This window comes from Pseudomonas poae, assembly GCA_028869255.1.
GTDB classification, from domain to species: domain Bacteria; phylum Pseudomonadota; class Gammaproteobacteria; order Pseudomonadales; family Pseudomonadaceae; genus Aquipseudomonas; species Aquipseudomonas poae_C.
In genome coordinates this window covers 344,743-363,490 of record CP110972.1, presented here as the reverse complement: position 1 = coordinate 363,490, position 18,748 = coordinate 344,743, and the positions used below count along the sequence as shown (strand labels likewise).

Genomic DNA, 18,748 nt, shown 5'->3' with positions numbered 1-18,748 from the left:
AAAGCTGGGCTTTGGGCGAATAGGTCGCCAAAGGGTCGCGAATCATACGCGCATGGCGCGCATTGCGCATCAGAGACTAGTCGATCAGGGCGCAATCATTTGCTTTTCCGCCGACCGGTGGCGCCCAAGGCCAGCAGGCGCAGCTCGGCTTCGGCCAGCACCGTGCGCTTGTCGGTTTTGTCGAGCTTCTTCCAGGCGCGGATTTCGCGCTTGCTGCGGCCACATCCGACGCAGATGTCGTCGGTGAACTTGCAGATACTGATGCAGGGGTCTTTGGTGGAACTCATTTGAGCGCTCCCAGGCAACTGACTTCGGTGGGAGCTGGCTTGCCTGCGATGGCATCACCTCGGTTTAACAAAAAGACCGAGTCACCTGTATCGCAGGCAAGCCAGCCTGCTGACGCCGCGTCAGTCTTCAAACTGGCGGCGCTCGGCCTCGATCGCTTCAGCCAGGGCCCGGGCTTCGTCTTCCTCGTCGCTCAGCGGTGGCTGTTCGAGGGCGGCGACGGCAGCCAGAAGTTTTTCCCGGGCTTCGGCCACGCCGAGGATATCTTCCCCGGGCTCAGGCTCCGGTTCTGCTTCGACTGGCGGCTCAACGTCAACGTTCACCTCGGTTTCAGGCTCGGCCGTACCATCACGCAGCAAGTCATCGAAGTCGGTCTTGATGCCCTGCTCCATATCGTCCAATTCCAGCAACAAGGTGTGGAAACTGGTTTCGTCCTTCGGCTCTTCCGGCTCGGCCGTGGCGTCGGCCAGTTCCTGCAGGCTGGCCGGCACCGGCGCGTCGTCAAAGTCGAGCACCGGCTCGGCTTCCATCTCGCGCAGTTCGGCGAGCGGCGGCAGGTCGTCGAGGTTCTTCAGGTTGAAGTGGTCAAGAAACACCTTGGTGGTGGCGAACATCGCCGGCTTACCGGGCACATCGCGGTAGCCGACGATGCGAATCCACTCGCGCTCCAGCAACGTCTTGACGATATGGCTGTTGACCGCCACGCCCCGCACGTCTTCGATTTCGCCCCGGGTGATCGGCTGGCGATAGGCAATCAGCGCCATGGTTTCGAGCATTGCCCGTGAATAACGCTGCGGGCGTTCTTCCCACAAACGGCCGACCCACGGGGAAAATTTCTCACGGATCTGCAGGCGATAACCCGACGCCACTTCGCGCAGTTCAAAGGCGCGGCCGTCGCAGGATTTGCGCAAAATCTCCAGCGCCTTCTTGAACACCGGCGGTTCAGGGCGTTCGGCTTCTTCAAACAGTTCGAACAGACGCTCCAGGGATTGCGGCTTACCCGAGGCCAGGAGAAAGGCTTCCAGCAACGGGGCCAGTTCGCGGGGTTCAGTCAGATTCATCGATTCAGCTCTTTATTCGGCTCGCGCCCGCACGTGGATAGCCGCAAAAGGCTCATTCTGGACCAGCTCGACCAAGGATTCCTTCACCAGTTCGAGGATCGCCATAAAGGTCACCACCACCCCCAGGCGCCCTTCCTCTTTGGTAAACAGCTCGACAAACGGCACAAACCCGCCGCCCTTGAGGCGATCCAGCACATCGCTCATGCGCTCGCGGGTCGACAGGGCCTCGCGGCTGACCTGGTGATGTTCAAACATATCGCCACGGCGCAGCACCTCGGCCATGGACATCAGCAATTCTTCCAGACTCACATCCGGCAACAGTTTTCGCGCCCGGGCTTCCGGGGCGTCGAGCTTGGGCACCACCACGTCGCGCCCCACACGGCTCAAGCCGTCGATGCCTTCGGCGGCGGCCTTGAAGCGCTCGTATTCCTGCAAGCGACGGATCAGTTCGGCGCGCGGGTCATCCTCTTCGGCTTCGACCGTTTCCGAGCGCGGCAGCAGCATGCGCGACTTGATCTCGGCGAGCATGGCGGCCATCACCAGAGTATTCGGCAGCCAGCTCCAGGCGCACCGACTGCATCAACTCGACATACCCCATGTACTGGCGGGTGATTTCCGCCACCGGGATATCGAGGATATTGATGTTCTGCTTGCGGATCAGGTACAGCAGCAAGTCCAGCGGGCCTTCGAAGGCTTCCAGGAACACCTCCAGGGCATCCGGCGGGATGTACAGGTCCAGCGGCATTTCCATCACCGCCTGGCCATACACCATGGCAAACGGCAGTTCCTGCTGGGCGCCCGCCTGGCTGTCGACGGTCTCCACGGCCGACATTCAGGCCTCGACCATGAACGGAGCCGGGTCGCCGCAACCCACGCGGATTACTTCGGGCTCGCCGTCGGCCAGGTTGATCACGGTGGAGGCTTTGCCGCCGCCGAAACCGCCGTCGATGATCAGGTCGACCTGCTTTTCCAGCAGTTGACGCATTTCGTACGGGTCTTCCAGCGGTTCGGTGTCGCCGGGCATGATCAGCGACACGCTCATCAAAGGCTCACCCAGCTCGGCCAGCAGCGCCAGGGCAATCGGGTGCTCCGGCACGCGCAGGCCGATGGTGCGCTTCTTGGGGTGCAGCAGCAGGCGCGGCACTTCGCGGGTGGCGTTGAGGATAAAGGTGTAGGGCCCGGGCGTGTGGGCCTTGAGCAGGCGGAAGGTGCCGGTGTCGACCTTGGCAAACAGCCCAAGCTGGGACAAGTCGCTGCAGATCAGCGCGAAGTTGTGCTTGTCATCCAGTTGGCGCAGGCGTCTTACACGCTCGACCGCGCCCTTGTCGCCGATCTGGCAGCCAATGGCGTAGGACGAATCGGTTGGGTAGATCACCACGCCACCGGCGCGAATAATCTCCACGGCCTGTTTAATCAGGCGCGCCTGGGGGTTTTCCGGATGAATCTGGAAGAATTGACTCACGTGTTCTACCTGTTCAGACGGTGGCAATAATGGGGTCATGCTTGAATCGCCCCCACAAGAGCGGCAAGTCTTCCGGGACGGGGCGATACTCGCCGATCTCGGACCAGCCGCCTGGGCCATGAAAATCACTGCCGGCACTGACCAGCAGACCAAATTCGCGGGCAAGAATCGCCAGGCTGCCCACCTGATCGGCGGGTTGATGCCCATTGACCACTTCGATTGCGTGGCCGCCCGCTCCAATATAGTCGCCAATCAGCTTGCGGCGCTTGCTTCGGGTGAAATCGTAATGCCAGGGATGCGCCAGGCTGACCCAGGCCCCGGAGGCCCGCAACGTGCCGACAGTGTCTTCGAGGGTCGGCCAGTGTTGCTTGACGTCGCCCAACTTGCCGGCGCCCAGCCATTTGCGAAAGGCTTCGGCGCGGTCTTTCACAAAACCTTCACGCACCATCCAGTCGGCAAAGTGCGGGCGGGCCGGTGCGTTACCGCTGTCGCCCAGTTCCTGCTGGATGGCGCGGGCGCCGTCCAGCGCGTTGGGCATGCCTTTAAGGCTGAGTTTGCGGCTTATTTCTTCGGACCGCAGCCAGCGGCCATCGTGCAATTGCGCAATGGCCTCCACCAATGCCGGGGCATTTTGATCAAAACCGTAGCCCAGCACATGAATCGTGGCGCCGCCCCAGGTGCAGGACAATTCCACCCCGTTGACCAACTGCATACCCAGCGAATGCGCGGCTTCGCGGGCTTCGTCGAGGCCTTCAAGGGTGTCGTGGTCGGTCAATGCCAGGACTCGCACGCCTTTTTCAAACGCACGCGCAACCAGTACCGCGGGCGCCAGGGCGCCGTCGGAGGCCGTGCTGTGGCAGTGCAAATCAACATTCACGGGGATGTGTAACCTCAAGTCAGCTGGCGCTTTCGCTACCAAGGATGTTTGTTATTATGCCGCCACATCCAGCTTCTGGCTCTTACTGTGAAACAATTCATCGACTTCATCCCGCTGTTGCTGTTTTTCATCGTTTACAAACTCGACCCTCGAGTCATCGATATCGCAGGCCATGAGCTGACTGTCGGGGGCATCTACAGCGCCACCGCCGCGCTGATCATCAGCTCCGTCGTGGTCTACGGCGCAATCTTCATTTCCCAGCGCAAACTGGAAAAAAGCCAATGGCTGACCCTGGTCGCGTGCCTGGTCTTCGGGGGCATGACCCTGGCCTTTCACAGCGAAACCTTCCTTAAATGGAAAGCTCCGGTGGTGAACTGGCTGTTCGCCCTGGCGTTTATCGGCAGCCACTTTATCGGTGACCGCCTGCTGATCAAGCGGATCATGGGCCATGCACTGACCCTGCCGGAGCCGGTCTGGACGCGTTTGAACGTGGCCTGGATCGTGTTTTTCCTGTTTTGCGGCGCCGCCAATCTGTTCGTGGCGTTTACCTTCCAGGACTACTGGGTCGACTTCAAGGTCTTCGGCAGCCTGGGCATGACCGTACTGTTCCTAGTCGGCCAGGGTATCTACCTGTCGCGCCACCTGCATGACACCGACCCCACCACGCCGAAAACCGAGGACTGACATGCTCTACGCCATCATTGCCACCGACGTTGCCAACTCGCTGGAAAAACGCCTGAGCGTACGCCCGGCCCATGTCGAGCGCCTCAAGCAACTGCAAGCCGAAGGCCGCATCGTGCTGGCCGGCCCGCACCCCGCAGTGGACAGCAATGACCCGGGCGATGCCGGTTTCACCGGTAGCCTGATCGTCGCCGAGTTTGCCTCCCTGGCCGACGCCCAGGCCTGGGCCAAGGCTGATCCTTATGTTGCGGCCGGCGTTTACGCTGACGTCGTGATCAAGCCGTTCAAGCAAGTCCTGCCTTGATCCAGGCTCGCGCCGAACCTAATCGGTACGGCGCACTCATAATTGCTCATTATTCGCGGTAACCTGCCGACAACGTTCTGAATATTCGTGTGGAATCAGGAGTTCCGATGCGCTTACGTCAGTTGTGTCTGTTGGCAGTGTTAATGATCGGGGCTACGGCCCACGCTGAAGAAACCTCGAACACCGGCAGTTCCACGCCCCTGTCCTTGAGTGCCGGCGCCCAGATCACCGAATTGCAGCAACGTTTGAAAGAAAGCGAACGGCTGCGCGAAGAACTGAGCAAGCAACTGCAAAGCGCAGACTCGAACCGCGAAAGCGCCCAGTTGAGTCGCCTTCGCCAAGAGAACCAACGCCTGGCCCAGCAACTCAAAGATACACAGGGCGGCGCCTTGACCCGATGGCTGACCGAGCAACAGCAATGGTTTGTCACCGGCGGGGCCGTCGCGCTGATCGCCTTGCTGTGCGGGATCTTCGCCAGCGGTGGGCACCGTCGCCGTCGACAATGGCTAAATTGAGTGAGTCATGAGCGAGCTGTTACTGATAGATGATGACCAGGAGCTCTGTGAGCTGCTGACCAGTTGGTTGAGCCAGGAAGGGTTCCAGGTGCGCGCCTGCCACGATGGCTTGAGCGCTCGCAAAGCCTTGGCTGACAGCGCCCCGGCGGCCGTCGTGCTTGACGTGATGCTGCCCGACGGCAGTGGCCTTGAGCTGCTCAAGCAATTGCGCAACGACCACCCGGACCTGCCCGTGCTGATGCTCTCGGCCCGTGGCGAACCGCTGGACCGCATCCTCGGGCTGGAACTCGGCGCCGACGACTACCTGGCCAAACCCTGCGACCCACGCGAGCTGACCGCCCGCCTGCGGGCCGTATTGCGTCGCAGCCACCCGGCCGCGGTGTCCACCCAACTGGAACTGGGCGACCTGTGCTTCAGCCCGGTGCGCGGCGTGGTCAGCATTGATGAACAGGAATTCACCCTCACCGTCTCCGAAAGCCGCCTGCTGGAAGCTTTGCTGCGCCAGCCCGGCGAGCCGCTGGACAAGCAGGAACTGGCGCAGATCGCCCTGGGCCGCAAGCTGACCCTTTACGATCGCAGCCTGGACATGCACGTGAGCAACCTGCGCAAGAAGATCGGCCCGCACCCGGATGGCCGGCCACGGATCGTGGCGTTGCGCAGTCGTGGTTACTACTACGCACCCTGAGCATCAACACTATTCCCTGTGGGAGCGGGCTTGTGTGGGAGCGGGCTTGCTCGCGAATGCGGTGGGTCAGCTAGCACTGTATAGACTGACACACCGCATTCGCGAGCAAGCCCGCTCCCACATATGAATGCCTAACGCCTGAAAGTTTTGTCAGTTCGCAACAAAACCCTCTTTACGCAAGCTTTACCCTCCCTGACTGCCGCTGACCTTGATCTGAGTAATCTACTCACATCCGGACTCACCGGAATAGAGACAGGAGAATCACCATGCGCAAGACCCTTATCGCTTTGATGTTCGCCGCTGCCCTGCCAACCGTTGCCATGGCCGCCATGCCAGAGGGCCCAGGCCCGATGGGCGAACCTTCCGGCCACATGATGGGTGGCCCGGGCCACGGCGGTGAACACGGTCCGCGTGGCAAAGGCGGCCCCTTCAGCCAGTTGGACCTGAGCAAGGAACAGCGCGAGCAAATCGGCAAGCTGATGGGCGACCAATGGCACGCTCGCAAAGACCTGTAGTCAAAAAGTACCTGGACAAACTCCCGGCCGCCGACCAGAAAGCCATGCAGGATGAGATCGCCGCCGGCAAGCAGAAAACCCAGGCGGATATCCGTGCCGTGCTCAAGCCTGACCAACAGAAGAAATTCGACGAAATCGTCAAGAAGCAAGAACAGCGCCGCGCCGAATGGAAGGAATTCCAGGCCTGGAAAGCGCAACAGCCGCAAAAAGCGCAATAATGCGCGAGCGTTAACTCCCCAGCCCAGTGGCTCGCGCCGCTGGGCTTTTCCTGTTTGAGGGTTCCCTGTGCGTTCATTGTTCTGGCGCATCCTGGCCAGTTTCTGGCTGGCCATCGCCTTGGTTGCCGGGTTGTCGATCCTGCTTGGGCACATGCTTAATCAAGATGCCTGGATTCTCAGCCGTCATCCCGGCCTCAACAACCTGCCCGAAGAGTGGACCCAACTCTACGAAGCCCAGGGCGAGGACGCGGCCCAGGAATTGCTGCAACAGCGCAAACGCCAGTACCACATCGACGTGCAAGTGCTCAACGAAAGCGGCGAGCCGGTGGTGCGCGGCACCTTCCCGCGCCGCGCCGCCGCCTTCGAAGCCCGGCAGAATGACAGCCAGGACGGCCATCTGCCCTGGCGTCGCCTGACCGCCGAGTACACCAGTGAAAAAACCGGCGACACCTACCTGCTGATCTACCGCATCCCCCATCCCGAACTGGATGCGTGGCACCGTAACAGCCTGCTATGGCCATTGAGCGCGCTGGCGATTGCCCTGGTGGTGCTGACCCTGTTCAGCCTGCTGGTGACGCTGTCCATCACCCGCCCGCTCAGCCGCCTGCGCGGCGCGGTGCATGACCTTGGCCAGACTACCTACCAGCAAAACAGCCTGGCGCGCCTGGCCGACCGGCGCGATGAGTTCGGCGTGCTCGCGACCGATTTCAACCGCATGGGTGCACGCCTGCAAAGCCTGATCGGCAGCCAGCGCCAGTTGCTGCGGGATGTGTCCCACGAGCTGCGTTCGCCCCTGGCGCGCCTGCGCATTGCCCTGGCCCTGGCCGAACGCGCCAGCCCCGAAGAGCGGGAAAAACTCTGGCCGCGCCTGACCCGCGAATGCGACCGCCTGGAAGCGCTGATCAGCGAAATCCTGGTACTGGCCCGCGTCGATGCCGACAACGCCAGCGCCGAAGAGGTCGACCTCAACTTGCTGCTCAAGGCCCTGCAAAAAGACGCCCAACTCGGCGCGCCGGACCAGGTGGTGCAACTGAGGAGCGAACCCGACCTGCGCCTCAAGGGCTGGCCAACCATGATCGAACGGGCGCTGGATAACCTGTTGCGCAATGCCCAACGCTTCAATCCGAAGGGCCAGCCGATTGAGCTGCAGGCACATCTGCACGGCGAGCACATCATCATCAGCGTGCGCGACCACGGCCCCGGCGTAGAGCCCGAACACCTCAGTCAACTGGGCGAGCCGTTCTACCGCGCCCCCGGCCAGACGGCGCAAGGCCACGGCCTGGGCCTGGCGATTGCACGCCGAGCGGCCGAACGCCATGGCGGCAGCCTGTTCCTGGCGAACCATGCCGAGGGCGGCTTCATCGCCAGTATCGACCTGCCCCTGGAACCCGGGGTTGTCACACCGCCCTAATGATCTTCTATAGTGGCCCTTCTCATACGGAGGGCCTTTGATGACTGACCTGCTGACTCCCATCCAAGCCGCACTCGATCTGCCGCAAACCCCATTGACCCTGACCGAGGTCGGCGCCCTGCCCTCGGCCTTTGCCGTCACCGACCTGGCCGGCGCCAGCATCGGCACCGCCGGCCAGGCTGTCGCCGAGTTGATCCAACAACAAACCGGGCGTTTGCCCGGCGTCAGCGTGGACCGACGCCTTGCCTCATTCTGGTTCTCTTCCTCCCTGCGCCCAGTGGGTTGGCAAACGCCGCCGCTGTGGGACCCGGTCGCCGGCGATTATGCCGGGGCCGATGGCTGGATTCGCCTGCACACCAACGCCCCTCATCACCGTGCCGCCGCCGAGCGGGTACTCGGCAAGGTCAATGACCGCGCCGAGATGGCCGGCAAGGTCGCCAAATGGAATGTGGCCGAGCTGGAACAGGCGATTGTCGATGAAGCTGGCTGTGCGGCGCAGATGCGTACCTGGCAAGCCTGGCAGCAACATCCGCAAGGGTTGGCGGTGAATGCCGAAGCGCTGGTGCAGCGTCAGCTCTTTGAAACCACCGCTGACAAACCCTGGCTCGGCTCGGTGGCCCGCCCCCTGGCCGGGATCAAGGTGCTGGACCTGACTCGCGTATTGGCCGGCCCGGTGGCCAGTCGTTTTCTGGCGGGCCTGGGCGCCAATGTACTGCGCATCGACTCGCCCAGCTGGAACGAGCCGGGCGTGGTCCCGGAGATGACCTTGGGCAAACGCTGTGCACGCCTGGACCTGAAAACGCCGGAAGGCCGCCAGGTTTTTGAAAGCCTGCTCAAGGACGCCGACGTTCTGTTCCACGGGTACCGCGCCGATGCCCTGGAGCAACTGGGCTACGCCGCTGGCGAACGGCAACAGATTGCCCCCGGCCTGATCGACGTGAGCCTCAACGCCTACGGCTGGAGCGGCCCGTGGCGTAATCGCCGGGGTTTCGACAGCCTGGTGCAGATGAGCAGCGGGATTGCCGACGCCGGCATGGCCTGGAAACAATCGGACAAACCGTTGCCGCTGCCCGTGCAGGCACTGGACCATGCGACCGGCTACCTGATGGCGGCCAGTGCGATTCAGGCGTTAAGCCAACGGCTGAAAACCGGCCGTGGCGGCTCGGCGCGGTTGTCATTGGCGCGTACGGCGAAGCTGCTGGTGGACGCGGGGCAAGTACCGCAGCAGTTGGCGTTGCGGGCTGAAGATCCGGGGGATCAGGGCCTGGTGGTGGAGCAGACGGCCTGGGGCCAGGCCCATCGCTTGCTGGCGCCGCTGACCATCAGCGGCACGCCGTTGCAGTGGGACTTGCCGGCGGGGGAATTGGGTTCACATCGACCGCAGTGGTGACCTGAACACCGCTATCGCAGGCAAGCCAGCGCCCACATTGGAATGCATTCACTTGTAGGAGCCGGGCTTGCCCGCGATAGGGCCCGTACAGACGCTATCAATCCACCCGCTGCAACGACGTCCACAAATGCTGCGCCGCATACGCCCTCAAAGGCCGCCAGCGCGATATCTCCCGACGCAAACGCATCCGCGATGTACTGCGCGGTCCAGTCGCCAATGCCCGGTAATGCCGCCCGCCCACGCTGATACTGCGTCGATACACACCTGCCACCACCGTCTCCAACCCGGTGATCGCCCGCGCCGCAAAAAAACCCAACATCGCCGCCCAGTCATAGGGCGCCTGATACGCCAATCTCACAACGACAATACCCCGCTGTACAGCCCATACGCCGCCAGCCCCGCGCCGGCGATCACGCAGCTGAAAATGCCTTTTTCCACGTGGGTAAACAAGGGTTGGGCCTGCTCGCGCTTGGCCAGGGCAAACAGGATCACACCGGGCGCATACAGCAGCGCCGACAGCAGAAGGTATTTCAGGCCGCCTGCATACAGCAGCCACACGGCGTAGCCCAGGGCGATCAAACCCACCAATAGGTCCTTGAAGCGCTGGCGCTGGGCGCCGTCATAGGTTTCGCCGCGCCCGCTCAACAGCACCGCATACGCCGCCGACCACAGGTAGGGCACCAGGATCATCGAGGAGGCCAGGTAAATCAGGGTGGTGTAGGTGCTGTGGGAAAACAGCGTAATCACCAGAAAGGCCTGGATCATCAGATTGGTCAGCCACAGGGCGTTGACCGGCACTTGATTGGCGTTTTCCTTTTTCAGAAAGGCCGGCATGGTCTTGTCATGGGCAGTGACGTAGAGGATTTCAGCACACAACAGCGCCCAGGACAGCAACGCCCCCAGCAGCGAAACCGCCAGCCCGAGGCTGATCAGCACCGCGCCCCAGGGCCCGACGATATGTTCCAGCACGCCCGCCAACGAGGGGTTTTGCAATTGCGCCAGTTCCGGCTGGCTCATGATCCCCAGAGACAGCACGTTGACCAGCACCAGCAGCGCCAGCACTCCGAGAAACCCGATCACCGTGGCGCGGCCCACGTCCGAGCGCTTCTCGGCCCGCGCCGAATAGACGCTGGCGCCCTCAATGCCGATAAATACAAACACGGTGACCAGCATCATGTTGCGCACCTGATCCACCACACTGCCGAACTGCGGGTTGCCCAGGCCCCAGATATCCCGGGTGAAGATATCGGCCTTGAACGCCACGCCGGCGATCACGATAAACATCACCAGCGGCACGACCTTCGCCACGGTAGTGATCTGGTTGATGAAGGCCGCCTCCTTGATCCCGCGCACTACCAGAAAGTGCACCGCCCATAGCAGCAGCGACGCGCAGCCGATGGCCACCGGCGTATTGCCCTGGCCGAACACCGGAAAGAAGTAGCCGAGGGTGCTGAACAGCAACACGAAGTAGCCGACATTGCCCATCCACGCACTGATCCAGTAACCCCAGGCCGACGAAAAACCCATGTAGTCGCCAAAACCGGCCTTGGCATAGGCATACACCCCGGAATCCAGGTCCGGCTTGCGGTTGGCCAGGGTCTGGAACACAAACGCCAGGGTCAGCATGCCGACGGCGGTGATCGCCCAACCGATCAGCACCGCCCCCACCTCGGCACGCGCCGCCATGTTCTGCGGCAAAGAAAAATCCCCCCGCCGATCATCGAGCCCACCACCAGGGCAATCAGGGCGCTGAGTCGAAGTTTCTGGGCCGGTTGAGACATGCAGACTCCTGAACAAATAATAATTGCGCTGACAAACGAATTAACTCAGCGAGTGTAGCGTTTATTAAATACTGCGATAAAACCCACAGGCTCATAACGCAATGGCATGACAGTTTATAAAGTTTAGGCTTATTTAGATTTTAAATAACGCCAGCACTTGCTACTTGGACGGACGGCTGGAAAAAGTTTGCACATTCGGCAAAACGGTCTAGCTTCAAACGACCACAGCGCAGACTAAATAATTAATTACAACGGAGAGACCGCTCTGGAAAGCGCCTTTCCGAGGAAAAGTATTGCCCAAGGGTTTTCCCCCCTAAGTCATTAATTCACAATGGAATGTGCCAATGAAGTGATCTGAGTCAGCTGTTTGATTAGCGCACGGATTTATTCTGTGGTCTCTCTTCTCCTGCATTGGAGTTATGCGATGTCTGAATCTCCCGGAAAACTTCGACTCGGCGCACTGGTTGCCTTGGTCGTGGGCTCAATGATTGGTGGCGGGATCTTCTCACTTCCGCAAAACATGGCGGCCAGTGCCGACGTGGGCGCGGTGCTGATCGGCTGGGTAATTACCGCCATCGGCATGTTAACCCTCGCATTTGTGTTCCAGACCCTGGCCAACCGCAAACCCGACCTGGACGGCGGTGTGTATGCCTACGCCAAGGCCGGTTTCGGCGACTACATGGGCTTTTCGTCGGCCTGGGGCTACTGGATCAGCGCCTGGTTGGGCAACGTCGGCTACTTCGTATTGCTGTTCAGCACCCTCGGTTACTTCTTTCCGGTCTTCGGCGAAGGCAACACCCCGGCGGCGGTGATTGGCGCGTCGGTACTGCTGTGGGCCGTGCATTTCCTGGTACTGCGCGGGATCAAGGAAGCCGCGTTCATCAACCTGGTGACCACGGTCGCCAAGGTGGTGCCGCTGGTGCTGTTTGTGTTGATCGCTCTGTTCGCGTTCAAACTGGACATCTTTACCGCGGATATCTGGGGCGTGAAAAACCCCGACCTGGGCAGCGTGATGAACCAGGTGCGCAACATGATGCTGGTCACCGTCTGGGTATTTATCGGCATCGAAGGCGCGAGCATCTTCTCGTCCCGTGCGGAAAAACGCTCCGATGTGGGCAAGGCCACCGTGATCGGCTTTATCACCGTGCTGCTGTTTTTGATGCTGGTGAACGTGCTGTCCCTGGGGATCATGACCCAGCCGGAACTGGCCAAACTGCAGAACCCGTCGATGGCTGCCGTGCTGGAGCATGTGGTGGGCCACTGGGGCGCGGTGCTGATCAGCGTCGGCTTGATCATCTCGCTGCTGGGCGCGCTGCTGTCGTGGGTGTTGCTGTGTGCGGAGATCATGTTCGCCGCCGCCAAGGACCACACCATGCCGGAGTTCCTGCGCCGCGAAAACGCCAACCATGTGCCGGCCAACGCGCTGTGGCTGACCAACGCCATGGTTCAGATTTTCCTGGTGATCACGCTGTTTTCGGCCAGCACTTACCTGTCGCTGATCTACCTCGCCACCTCGATGATCCTGGTGCCTTATCTGTGGTCGGCGGCTTACGCACTGCTGCTGGCAGTGCGCGGCGAAACCTACGAAAACGCCCTGCGCGAACGCAGGAAAGACCTGTTCATCGGCGCCATCGCTCTGGTCTATGCGGTGTGGCTGCTCTATGCCGGTGGCACCAAATACCTGCTGCTGTCCGCCCTGCTCTATGCCCCTGGCGTGATTCTGTTCGCCAAGGCCAAGCATGAATTGGGCAAACCGATTTTCACCAACGTCGAGAAGCTGATTTTCGCCGCAGTCGTCATTGGCGCCCTGGTGGCTGCTTATGGCCTCTACGACGGCTTCCTGACTCTGTAACTGATGTTCACTGGAGGATCTGTAATGACCACGGAAAAAGTGAAGTACGGCGTACATTCCGAAGCCGGCAAACTGCGCAAAGTCATGGTGTGCTCCCCAGGTTTGGCCCACCAGCGGCTGACCCCCAATAACTGCGATGAACTGCTGTTCGATGACGTGCTGTGGGTGGCCCAGGCCAAGCGCGACCATTTTGACTTCGTGACCAAGATGCGCGAGCGGGACATTGATGTGCTGGAAATGCACAACCTGCTGACCGACATCGTTGCCATCCCCGAAGCGCTGGACTGGATCCTGGAGCGCAAGATCACCTCCAATACCGTCGGCCTGGGCCTGGTCGATGAAGTCGGCTCCTGGCTGCGCAGCCTTGAGCCGCGCAAAATCAGCGAGTTCCTGATTGGTGGCGTGTCGGCCGATGACCTGCCGAGCAGCTTCGGTGGCAAGACCATCGAGATGTTCCGCGACTTCCTCGGCCACGCAAGCTTCATTCTGCCGCCACTGCCCAACACCCAGTTCACCCGCGACACCACCTGCTGGATCTACGGCGGCGTGACGCTCAACCCGATGTACTGGCCGGCGCGACGCCAGGAAACCCTGCTGGCCTCGGCCATCTACAAATTCCACCCCGAGTTCACCAACGCCGACTTCCAGATCTGGTACGGCGACCCCGATCAGGAACACGGCGCCGCCACGCTCGAAGGCGGCGACGTGATGCCGATTGGCAATGGTGTCGTGCTGATCGGCATGGGTGAACGCTCGTCCCACCAGGCCATCGGCCAACTGGCGCGCAACCTGTTCAAGAACAAAGCCGTGGAGCGTGTGATCGTTGCCGGCCTGCCGAAATCCCGCGCCGCGATGCACCTGGACACCGTGTTCAGCTTCTGCGACCGCGACCTGGTCACCATCTTCCCCGAAGTGGTCAATCAGATCGTGCCGTTCACCCTCCGCCCGGATGAAAGCAAGCCCCACGGCATCGACATCCAGCGCGAGAAAACCAACTTCCTCGAAACCGTCGCCGCAGCGCTCAACCTCAAGGCGCTGCGCGTGGTCGAGACCGGCGGCAACAGCTTCGCCGCCGAACGCGAGCAATGGGACGACGGCAACAACGTGGTGGCCGTGGAGCCTGGCGTGGTGATCGGCTACGACCGCAACACCTACACCAACACCCTGCTGCGCAAGGCCGGTGTGGAAGTGATCACCATCAGTGCCGGTGAACTCGGCCAGTGGCCGTGGCGGCGGCCACTGCATGACCTGCCCGATCATCCGCGACCCTATCGACTATTAATTTTGGCCTTGGCCGCTGCTTATCCAGCAGTGGCCAGGGGGATAACCGAAACCCAAGGAGATCCATCATGGCTTTTAATATGCGCAACCGCAGTCTGCTCTCGCTGATGCACCACACCACCCGCGAGCTGCACTACCTGCTGGACCTGTCCCGTGACCTCAAACGTGCCAAATACACCGGCACCGAGCGTGCGCACCTGAAGGGCAAAAACATCGCGCTGATCTTCGAAAAAACCTCGACCCGCACCCGTTGCGCCTTCGAAGTCGCAGCCCACGACCAGGGCGCCCACGTCACCTATATCGACCCGGTGTCGTCGCAGATCGGCCACAAAGAAAGCATGAAAGACACCGCCCGCGTCCTGGGCCGGATGTTCGATGCCATCGAGTACCGTGGCTTTGAGCAGGAAATCGTCGAAGAACTGGCCAAGTTCGCCGGGGTGCCGGTGTTCAACGGCCTCACCGCCGAATTCCACCCCACGCAAATGATCGCCGACACCCTGACCATGCGCGAGCACAGCGACAAGCCGCTGCATGACATCAGCTACGCGTACCTCGGCGATGCGCGCTACAACATGGGCAACTCGCTGCTGATGATCGGCGCCAAGCTGGGCATGGACGTGCGCATCGGCGCGCCGAAAGCGCTGTGGCCACATGCCGACTTCATCAAGCAGTGCCAGGCATTCGCTGAAGAAAGCGGTGCGCGCATCACCATCACCGAAGACCCGAAAGAAGCGGTCAAAGGCGTGGACTTTATCCACACCGATATCTGGGTATCGATGGGCGAGCCGGTGGAAGCGTGGGACGAGCGTATCGAGCAACTGCTGCCGTACCAGGTCAACGCCAAGATGATGAAAGCCTCAGGCAACCCCCGCGTGAAGTTCATGCACTGCCTGCCGGCGTTCCATAACAGCGAGACCAAAGTGGGCAAGGACATCGCCGCACGTTATCCGAACCTGGCCAATGGCGTGGAAGTGACCGAGGAAGTGTTCGAGTCGCCGGCCAACATCGCGTTTGAGCAAGCGGAAAACCGTATGCATACCATCAAGGCGATTCTGGTGTCGGCACTCGCAGATATCTAAATCTTAAGTGTGGAACTCAGTCAATGTGGGAGCTGGCTTGCCTGCGATGCGGGCACCTCGGTTTCTCAGGAACATCAGGGTGATGCCATCGCGGGCAAGCCCGGCTCCCACATTGATTGCTCTTCGCTCAGAGACCTTGCTGAATTCTAGAAGGATCGCATTATGCGCATCGTCGTAGCCCTGGGCGGCAACGCCCTGCTCCGCCGTGGTGAACCCATGACCGCGGACAACCAACGCGCCAATATCCGGATCGCCACCGAGCAAATCGCCAAGATCCATCCCGGCAACGAGCTGGTGATCGCCCACGGCAATGGCCCGCAGGTCGGCCTGCTGTCGTTGCAGGCAGCGGCCTACACCAGTGTGTCGCCTTACCCGCTGGACGTGCTGGGCGCCGAGACCGAAGGCATGATCGGCTACATCATCGAACAGGAACTGGGCAACCTGCTGGACTTCGAAGTGCCGTTCGCCACCCTGCTCACCCAGGTAGAAGTGGACGCCAAAGACCCGGCCTTCCAGAACCCGACCAAACCCATCGGCCCGGTGTATTCCAAAGCCGAAGCCGAAAAGCTCGCCGCCGAAAAAGGCTGGGCCATCGCCCCGGATGGCGACAAATATCGCCGTGTGGTTGCCAGCCCGCGCCCCAAACGCATCTTTGAAATCCGCCCAATCAAATGGCTGCTGGAAAAAAGCGCCATCGTGATCTGCGCCGGTGGCGGTGGTATCCCGACGATGTATGGCGAAGACGGCAAGCTCAAGGGCATTGAAGCGGTGATCGACAAGGACCTGTGTTCCTCACTGCTGGCCGCCCAACTGGACGCCGATCTGCTGGTGATCGCCACCGACGTCAACGCCGCATTCATCGACTTCGGCAAGCCGACCCAGAAGGCCATCGGCCAGGCGCATCCCGATGAAATGGAAAACCTCGGCTTCGCCGCCGGCTCCATGGGGCCCAAGGTGCAAGCAGCCTGCGAGTTCGCCCGCCAGACTGGCAAAACCGCCGTCATCGGTTCACTCTCGGACATCGAAGCCATCGTCCAGGGCAGTGCCGGTACACGCATCAGCACGGCAAAACCTGGCATCACCTATCTGTGAAGTAGAGGAGATACGCCTATGGCCACCTTTGAACCCGGTCACTTGCACGTTGAACGTCACGCGCTGAACAAGGATGACTACAGCTACAACCTGTGCATCGACTACGAGGTCAGCCAGGACCCAAAGGAAGGCAAGGGAATGCTCTTCAAGCTGCACGGTTCGGTGCAGGGCAAGGACCTCAAGGAAGAGTTCTTTTTGCCCAAGGACCAGGCGTTCGACTTCGCCCGGCACGCCATGAACATCGCGCAGAAATACGGCATGCCGAAAATTGCGGTATTGAACGGCTCGATGCACAAGCAGTACGACTTGATGTTCGAGGATGTGCGGCATCAGTTGGATGTGAAGGCAGGGGATCCGATCAAGCCTGAACACCTGGAGTAAGAACAGCGCAAATCCAATGTGGGAGCAAGCCCGCTCCCACATTTTGATCTCCATCCGCTCCAAGGCATACTTGCCGCCTCTCGCTCTGCAGAATCGCCAGCCCCCATGCGTATCCACGTCAGCTTCATCGACCGCGTCGGCATTACCCAGGAAGTCCTGGCCTTGCTCGGTGGGCGTAATCTCAACCTGGATGCGGTGGAGATGGTGCCGCCCAACGTCTACATCGACGCCCCGACCCTCAGCGCCGAGGTGCTTGAAGAACTGCGTGACGCGCTGTTCAGCGTGCACGGCGTGCAGGCCGTGACGGTGGTCGACATCCTCCCCGGCCAGCGCCGCCACCTGCAACTCGACGCCCTGCTCGCGGCCATGACCGACCCGGTGCTGGCCTTGGACAGTGCGGGCAAGATCCTGCTGGCCAACCCTGCGCTGATTGCCCTCTACGGCCGCGAACCCGCCGGGGAAAGCATCGCCGAGCTGTTCGATGACCCGGCGCTGCTGGGCACCTTGCTGGAACACGGCTTCCGTTTGCCGTTGCGCGAGATCAGCGTCAACGGCCAGACCCTGCTGCTCGACGCCACACCGATCACCGACGCCGGCGCCCTGCTGACCCTCTACCAGCCCAACCGCATCGGCGAGCAATTGTCGGCGCTGCACCACGACCATGCCGAAGGGTTTGATGCGCTGCTGGGCGAGTCCCCGGTGATTCGCACCCTCAAGGCCCGGGCGCAACGGGTGGCGGCGCTGGACGCGCCGCTGTTGATCCAGGGTGAAACCGGCACCGGCAAAGAGCTGGTCGCCCGCGCCTGCCACGCCATCAGTGCGCGCCACAGTGCGCCGTTTCTGGCATTGAACTGCGCGGCGCTGCCGGAGAATCTCGCCGAGAGCGAATTGTTCGGTTACGCCCCCGGCGCGTTCACCGGTGCGCAGCGTGGCGGCAAGCCGGGGCTGATGGAGCTGGCCAACCAGGGCACGGTGTTCCTCGATGAAATCGGTGAAATGTCGCCGTACCTGCAGGCCAAACTGCTGCGTTTTCTCAACGACGGCAGCTTTCGCCGGGTGGGCGGCGACCGTGAGGTCAAGGTCAATGTGCGGATCCTCAGCGCCACCCACCGCGACCTGGAAAAGATGGTCAGCGAGGGCACCTTCCGCGAAGACCTGTTTTACCGCCTTAACGTGCTCAACGTTGAAGTACCGCCGCTGCGCGAGCGAGGTCAGGACATTCTGCTTCTGGCCCGCTACTTCATGCAGCAAGCCTGCGCGCAGATCCAGCGCCCGGTGTGCCGACTGGCGCCCGGCACGTACCCGGCGCTGCTGGGTAACCGTTGGCCGGGCAATGTGCGCCAATTGCAGAATGTGATCTTTCGCGCTGCTGCTATCTGTGAGAGCAGCTTGGTGGACATCGGTGACCTGGACATAGCTGGCACCTCGGTGGCGCGTCAGAGTGACGGCGAAGTCGACAGCCTGGAGCAGGCGGTGGACGATTTTGAACGTAGCTTGCTGGAGAAGCTCTATGCCAGCTATCCGTCGACCCGGCAGTTGGCCAGCCGACTGCAGACTTCGCACACGGCGATTGCGCATCGGCTGCGTAAGTACGGTATTCCGAATAAGGTTTGATTGGGCTTATCCGTTATTTGGGTAGTGGCTGAAATTGGTTCCGCTCTTACAGCGGGTCACTTTTGAAAAGAGCCCAAAAGTAACCAAAAGGCTCTTGCCCCACCACTCGGCACCTCGCCTCCGGCTCGGTGTGCCCGCACGCAGACTTGAATCCGTGGGCCGCCGCGATGGGCCATCCTTGGCCCAGCGCGGCTAACCCGGCGTCCTGCCGGGTTACCCACGGATTCAAGCCTGCGTGCGGCCAGCGTGGTTAATGGGGCGCCT

General features: G+C 61.4%; 16 protein-coding genes and 4 pseudogenes. 13 read left to right on the top strand and 7 right to left on the bottom strand.

What is annotated here, in order from left to right:
- Positions 1-95 precede the first annotated feature (95 nt).
- From LRS56_01695 to LRS56_01675, 5 genes and pseudogenes are all read right to left on the bottom strand, one after another.
- A complete protein-coding gene (locus LRS56_01695) occupies positions 96-287 on the bottom strand; it encodes a DUF1289 domain-containing protein (protein WDU63316.1) in 192 nt (63 codons plus the stop codon).
- A 120-nt stretch (positions 288-407) separates the two neighbouring features.
- Positions 408-1,346, bottom strand: coding sequence for an SMC-Scp complex subunit ScpB (scpB, locus tag LRS56_01690; GenBank protein WDU63315.1), 939 nt, complete (start codon positions 1,344-1,346; stop codon positions 408-410).
- Positions 1,347-1,358: 12 nt separating this feature from the next.
- A pseudogene (locus tag LRS56_01685) lies at positions 1,359-2,058 on the bottom strand (ScpA family protein).
- 120 nt (positions 2,059-2,178) lie between these two features.
- Positions 2,179-2,808 (bottom strand): L-threonylcarbamoyladenylate synthase, encoded by a 630-nt coding sequence (locus tag LRS56_01680; GenBank protein ID WDU63314.1) that lies wholly within the window; start codon positions 2,806-2,808, stop codon positions 2,179-2,181.
- Between the two features lie 13 nt (positions 2,809-2,821).
- Positions 2,822-3,685 (bottom strand): PHP domain-containing protein, encoded by an 864-nt coding sequence (locus tag LRS56_01675; GenBank protein ID WDU63313.1) that lies wholly within the window; start codon positions 3,683-3,685, stop codon positions 2,822-2,824.
- An 87-nt stretch (positions 3,686-3,772) separates the two neighbouring features.
- On the opposite strand from LRS56_01675, the gene LRS56_01670 reads away from it, so the two are divergent.
- The 7 genes and pseudogenes from LRS56_01670 (at position 3,773) to LRS56_01640 (ending at position 9,404) form a co-directional block, all read left to right on the top strand.
- Complete coding sequence (locus LRS56_01670; protein ID WDU63312.1) at positions 3,773-4,369, top strand: septation protein A; 597 nt, start codon at positions 3,773-3,775, stop codon at positions 4,367-4,369.
- Position 4,370: 1 nt separating this feature from the next.
- On the top strand, positions 4,371-4,670 hold the full coding sequence (locus LRS56_01665) for a YciI family protein (protein ID WDU63311.1): 300 nt from the start codon (positions 4,371-4,373) through the stop codon (positions 4,668-4,670).
- Between the two features lie 107 nt (positions 4,671-4,777).
- Positions 4,778-5,185, top strand: a complete 408-nt coding sequence (locus LRS56_01660; protein ID WDU63310.1) for a translation initiation factor 2 — start codon at positions 4,778-4,780, stop codon at positions 5,183-5,185.
- A 7-nt stretch (positions 5,186-5,192) separates the two neighbouring features.
- Entirely contained in the window at positions 5,193-5,870 is a 678-nt protein-coding gene (locus LRS56_01655; GenBank protein WDU63309.1) for a response regulator transcription factor, read from the top strand.
- Between the two features lie 266 nt (positions 5,871-6,136).
- Positions 6,137-6,603, top strand: a pseudogene (locus tag LRS56_01650) (LTXXQ domain protein).
- 67 nt (positions 6,604-6,670) lie between these two features.
- Entirely contained in the window at positions 6,671-8,014 is a 1,344-nt protein-coding gene (locus LRS56_01645) for a HAMP domain-containing sensor histidine kinase (GenBank protein ID WDU63308.1), read from the top strand.
- Between the two features lie 40 nt (positions 8,015-8,054).
- A complete protein-coding gene (locus tag LRS56_01640) occupies positions 8,055-9,404 on the top strand; it encodes a CoA transferase (protein ID WDU63307.1) in 1,350 nt (449 codons plus the stop codon).
- 97 nt (positions 9,405-9,501) lie between these two features.
- Here the strand turns inward: LRS56_01640 and LRS56_01635 are convergent, their stop codons facing one another.
- Both LRS56_01635 and arcD (LRS56_01630) read right to left on the bottom strand, forming a co-directional pair.
- Positions 9,502-9,762, bottom strand: a complete 261-nt coding sequence (locus tag LRS56_01635; GenBank protein WDU63306.1) for a hypothetical protein — start codon at positions 9,760-9,762, stop codon at positions 9,502-9,504.
- A pseudogene (arcD, locus tag LRS56_01630) lies at positions 9,759-11,185 on the bottom strand (arginine-ornithine antiporter). The gene LRS56_01635 and the pseudogene arcD (LRS56_01630) overlap by 4 nt, the downstream one beginning before the upstream one ends.
- A 424-nt stretch (positions 11,186-11,609) precedes the next feature.
- Here arcD (LRS56_01630) and arcD (LRS56_01625) point away from each other — a divergent pair.
- The 6 genes and pseudogenes from arcD (LRS56_01625) to LRS56_01600 all read left to right on the top strand — a co-directional run bounded on the left by arcD (LRS56_01625) (position 11,610) and on the right by LRS56_01600 (position 18,484).
- Positions 11,610-13,037, top strand: coding sequence for an arginine-ornithine antiporter (gene arcD, locus LRS56_01625; protein WDU63305.1), 1,428 nt, complete (start codon positions 11,610-11,612; stop codon positions 13,035-13,037).
- Positions 13,038-13,061: 24 nt separating this feature from the next.
- Positions 13,062-14,319 (top strand): annotated as a pseudogene (gene arcA, locus LRS56_01620) (arginine deiminase).
- A 67-nt stretch (positions 14,320-14,386) separates the two neighbouring features.
- On the top strand, positions 14,387-15,397 hold the full coding sequence (locus LRS56_01615) for an ornithine carbamoyltransferase (protein WDU63304.1): 1,011 nt from the start codon (positions 14,387-14,389) through the stop codon (positions 15,395-15,397).
- A 162-nt stretch (positions 15,398-15,559) separates the two neighbouring features.
- On the top strand, positions 15,560-16,489 hold the full coding sequence (gene arcC / locus LRS56_01610) for a carbamate kinase (GenBank protein WDU63303.1): 930 nt from the start codon (positions 15,560-15,562) through the stop codon (positions 16,487-16,489).
- Positions 16,490-16,507: 18 nt separating this feature from the next.
- Positions 16,508-16,870 (top strand): DUF5064 family protein, encoded by a 363-nt coding sequence (locus LRS56_01605; GenBank protein WDU63302.1) that lies wholly within the window; start codon positions 16,508-16,510, stop codon positions 16,868-16,870.
- A 105-nt stretch (positions 16,871-16,975) separates the two neighbouring features.
- Positions 16,976-18,484, top strand: a complete 1,509-nt coding sequence (locus LRS56_01600) for a sigma-54-dependent transcriptional regulator (GenBank protein ID WDU63301.1) — start codon at positions 16,976-16,978, stop codon at positions 18,482-18,484.
- Positions 18,485-18,748: the final 264 nt, after the last annotated feature.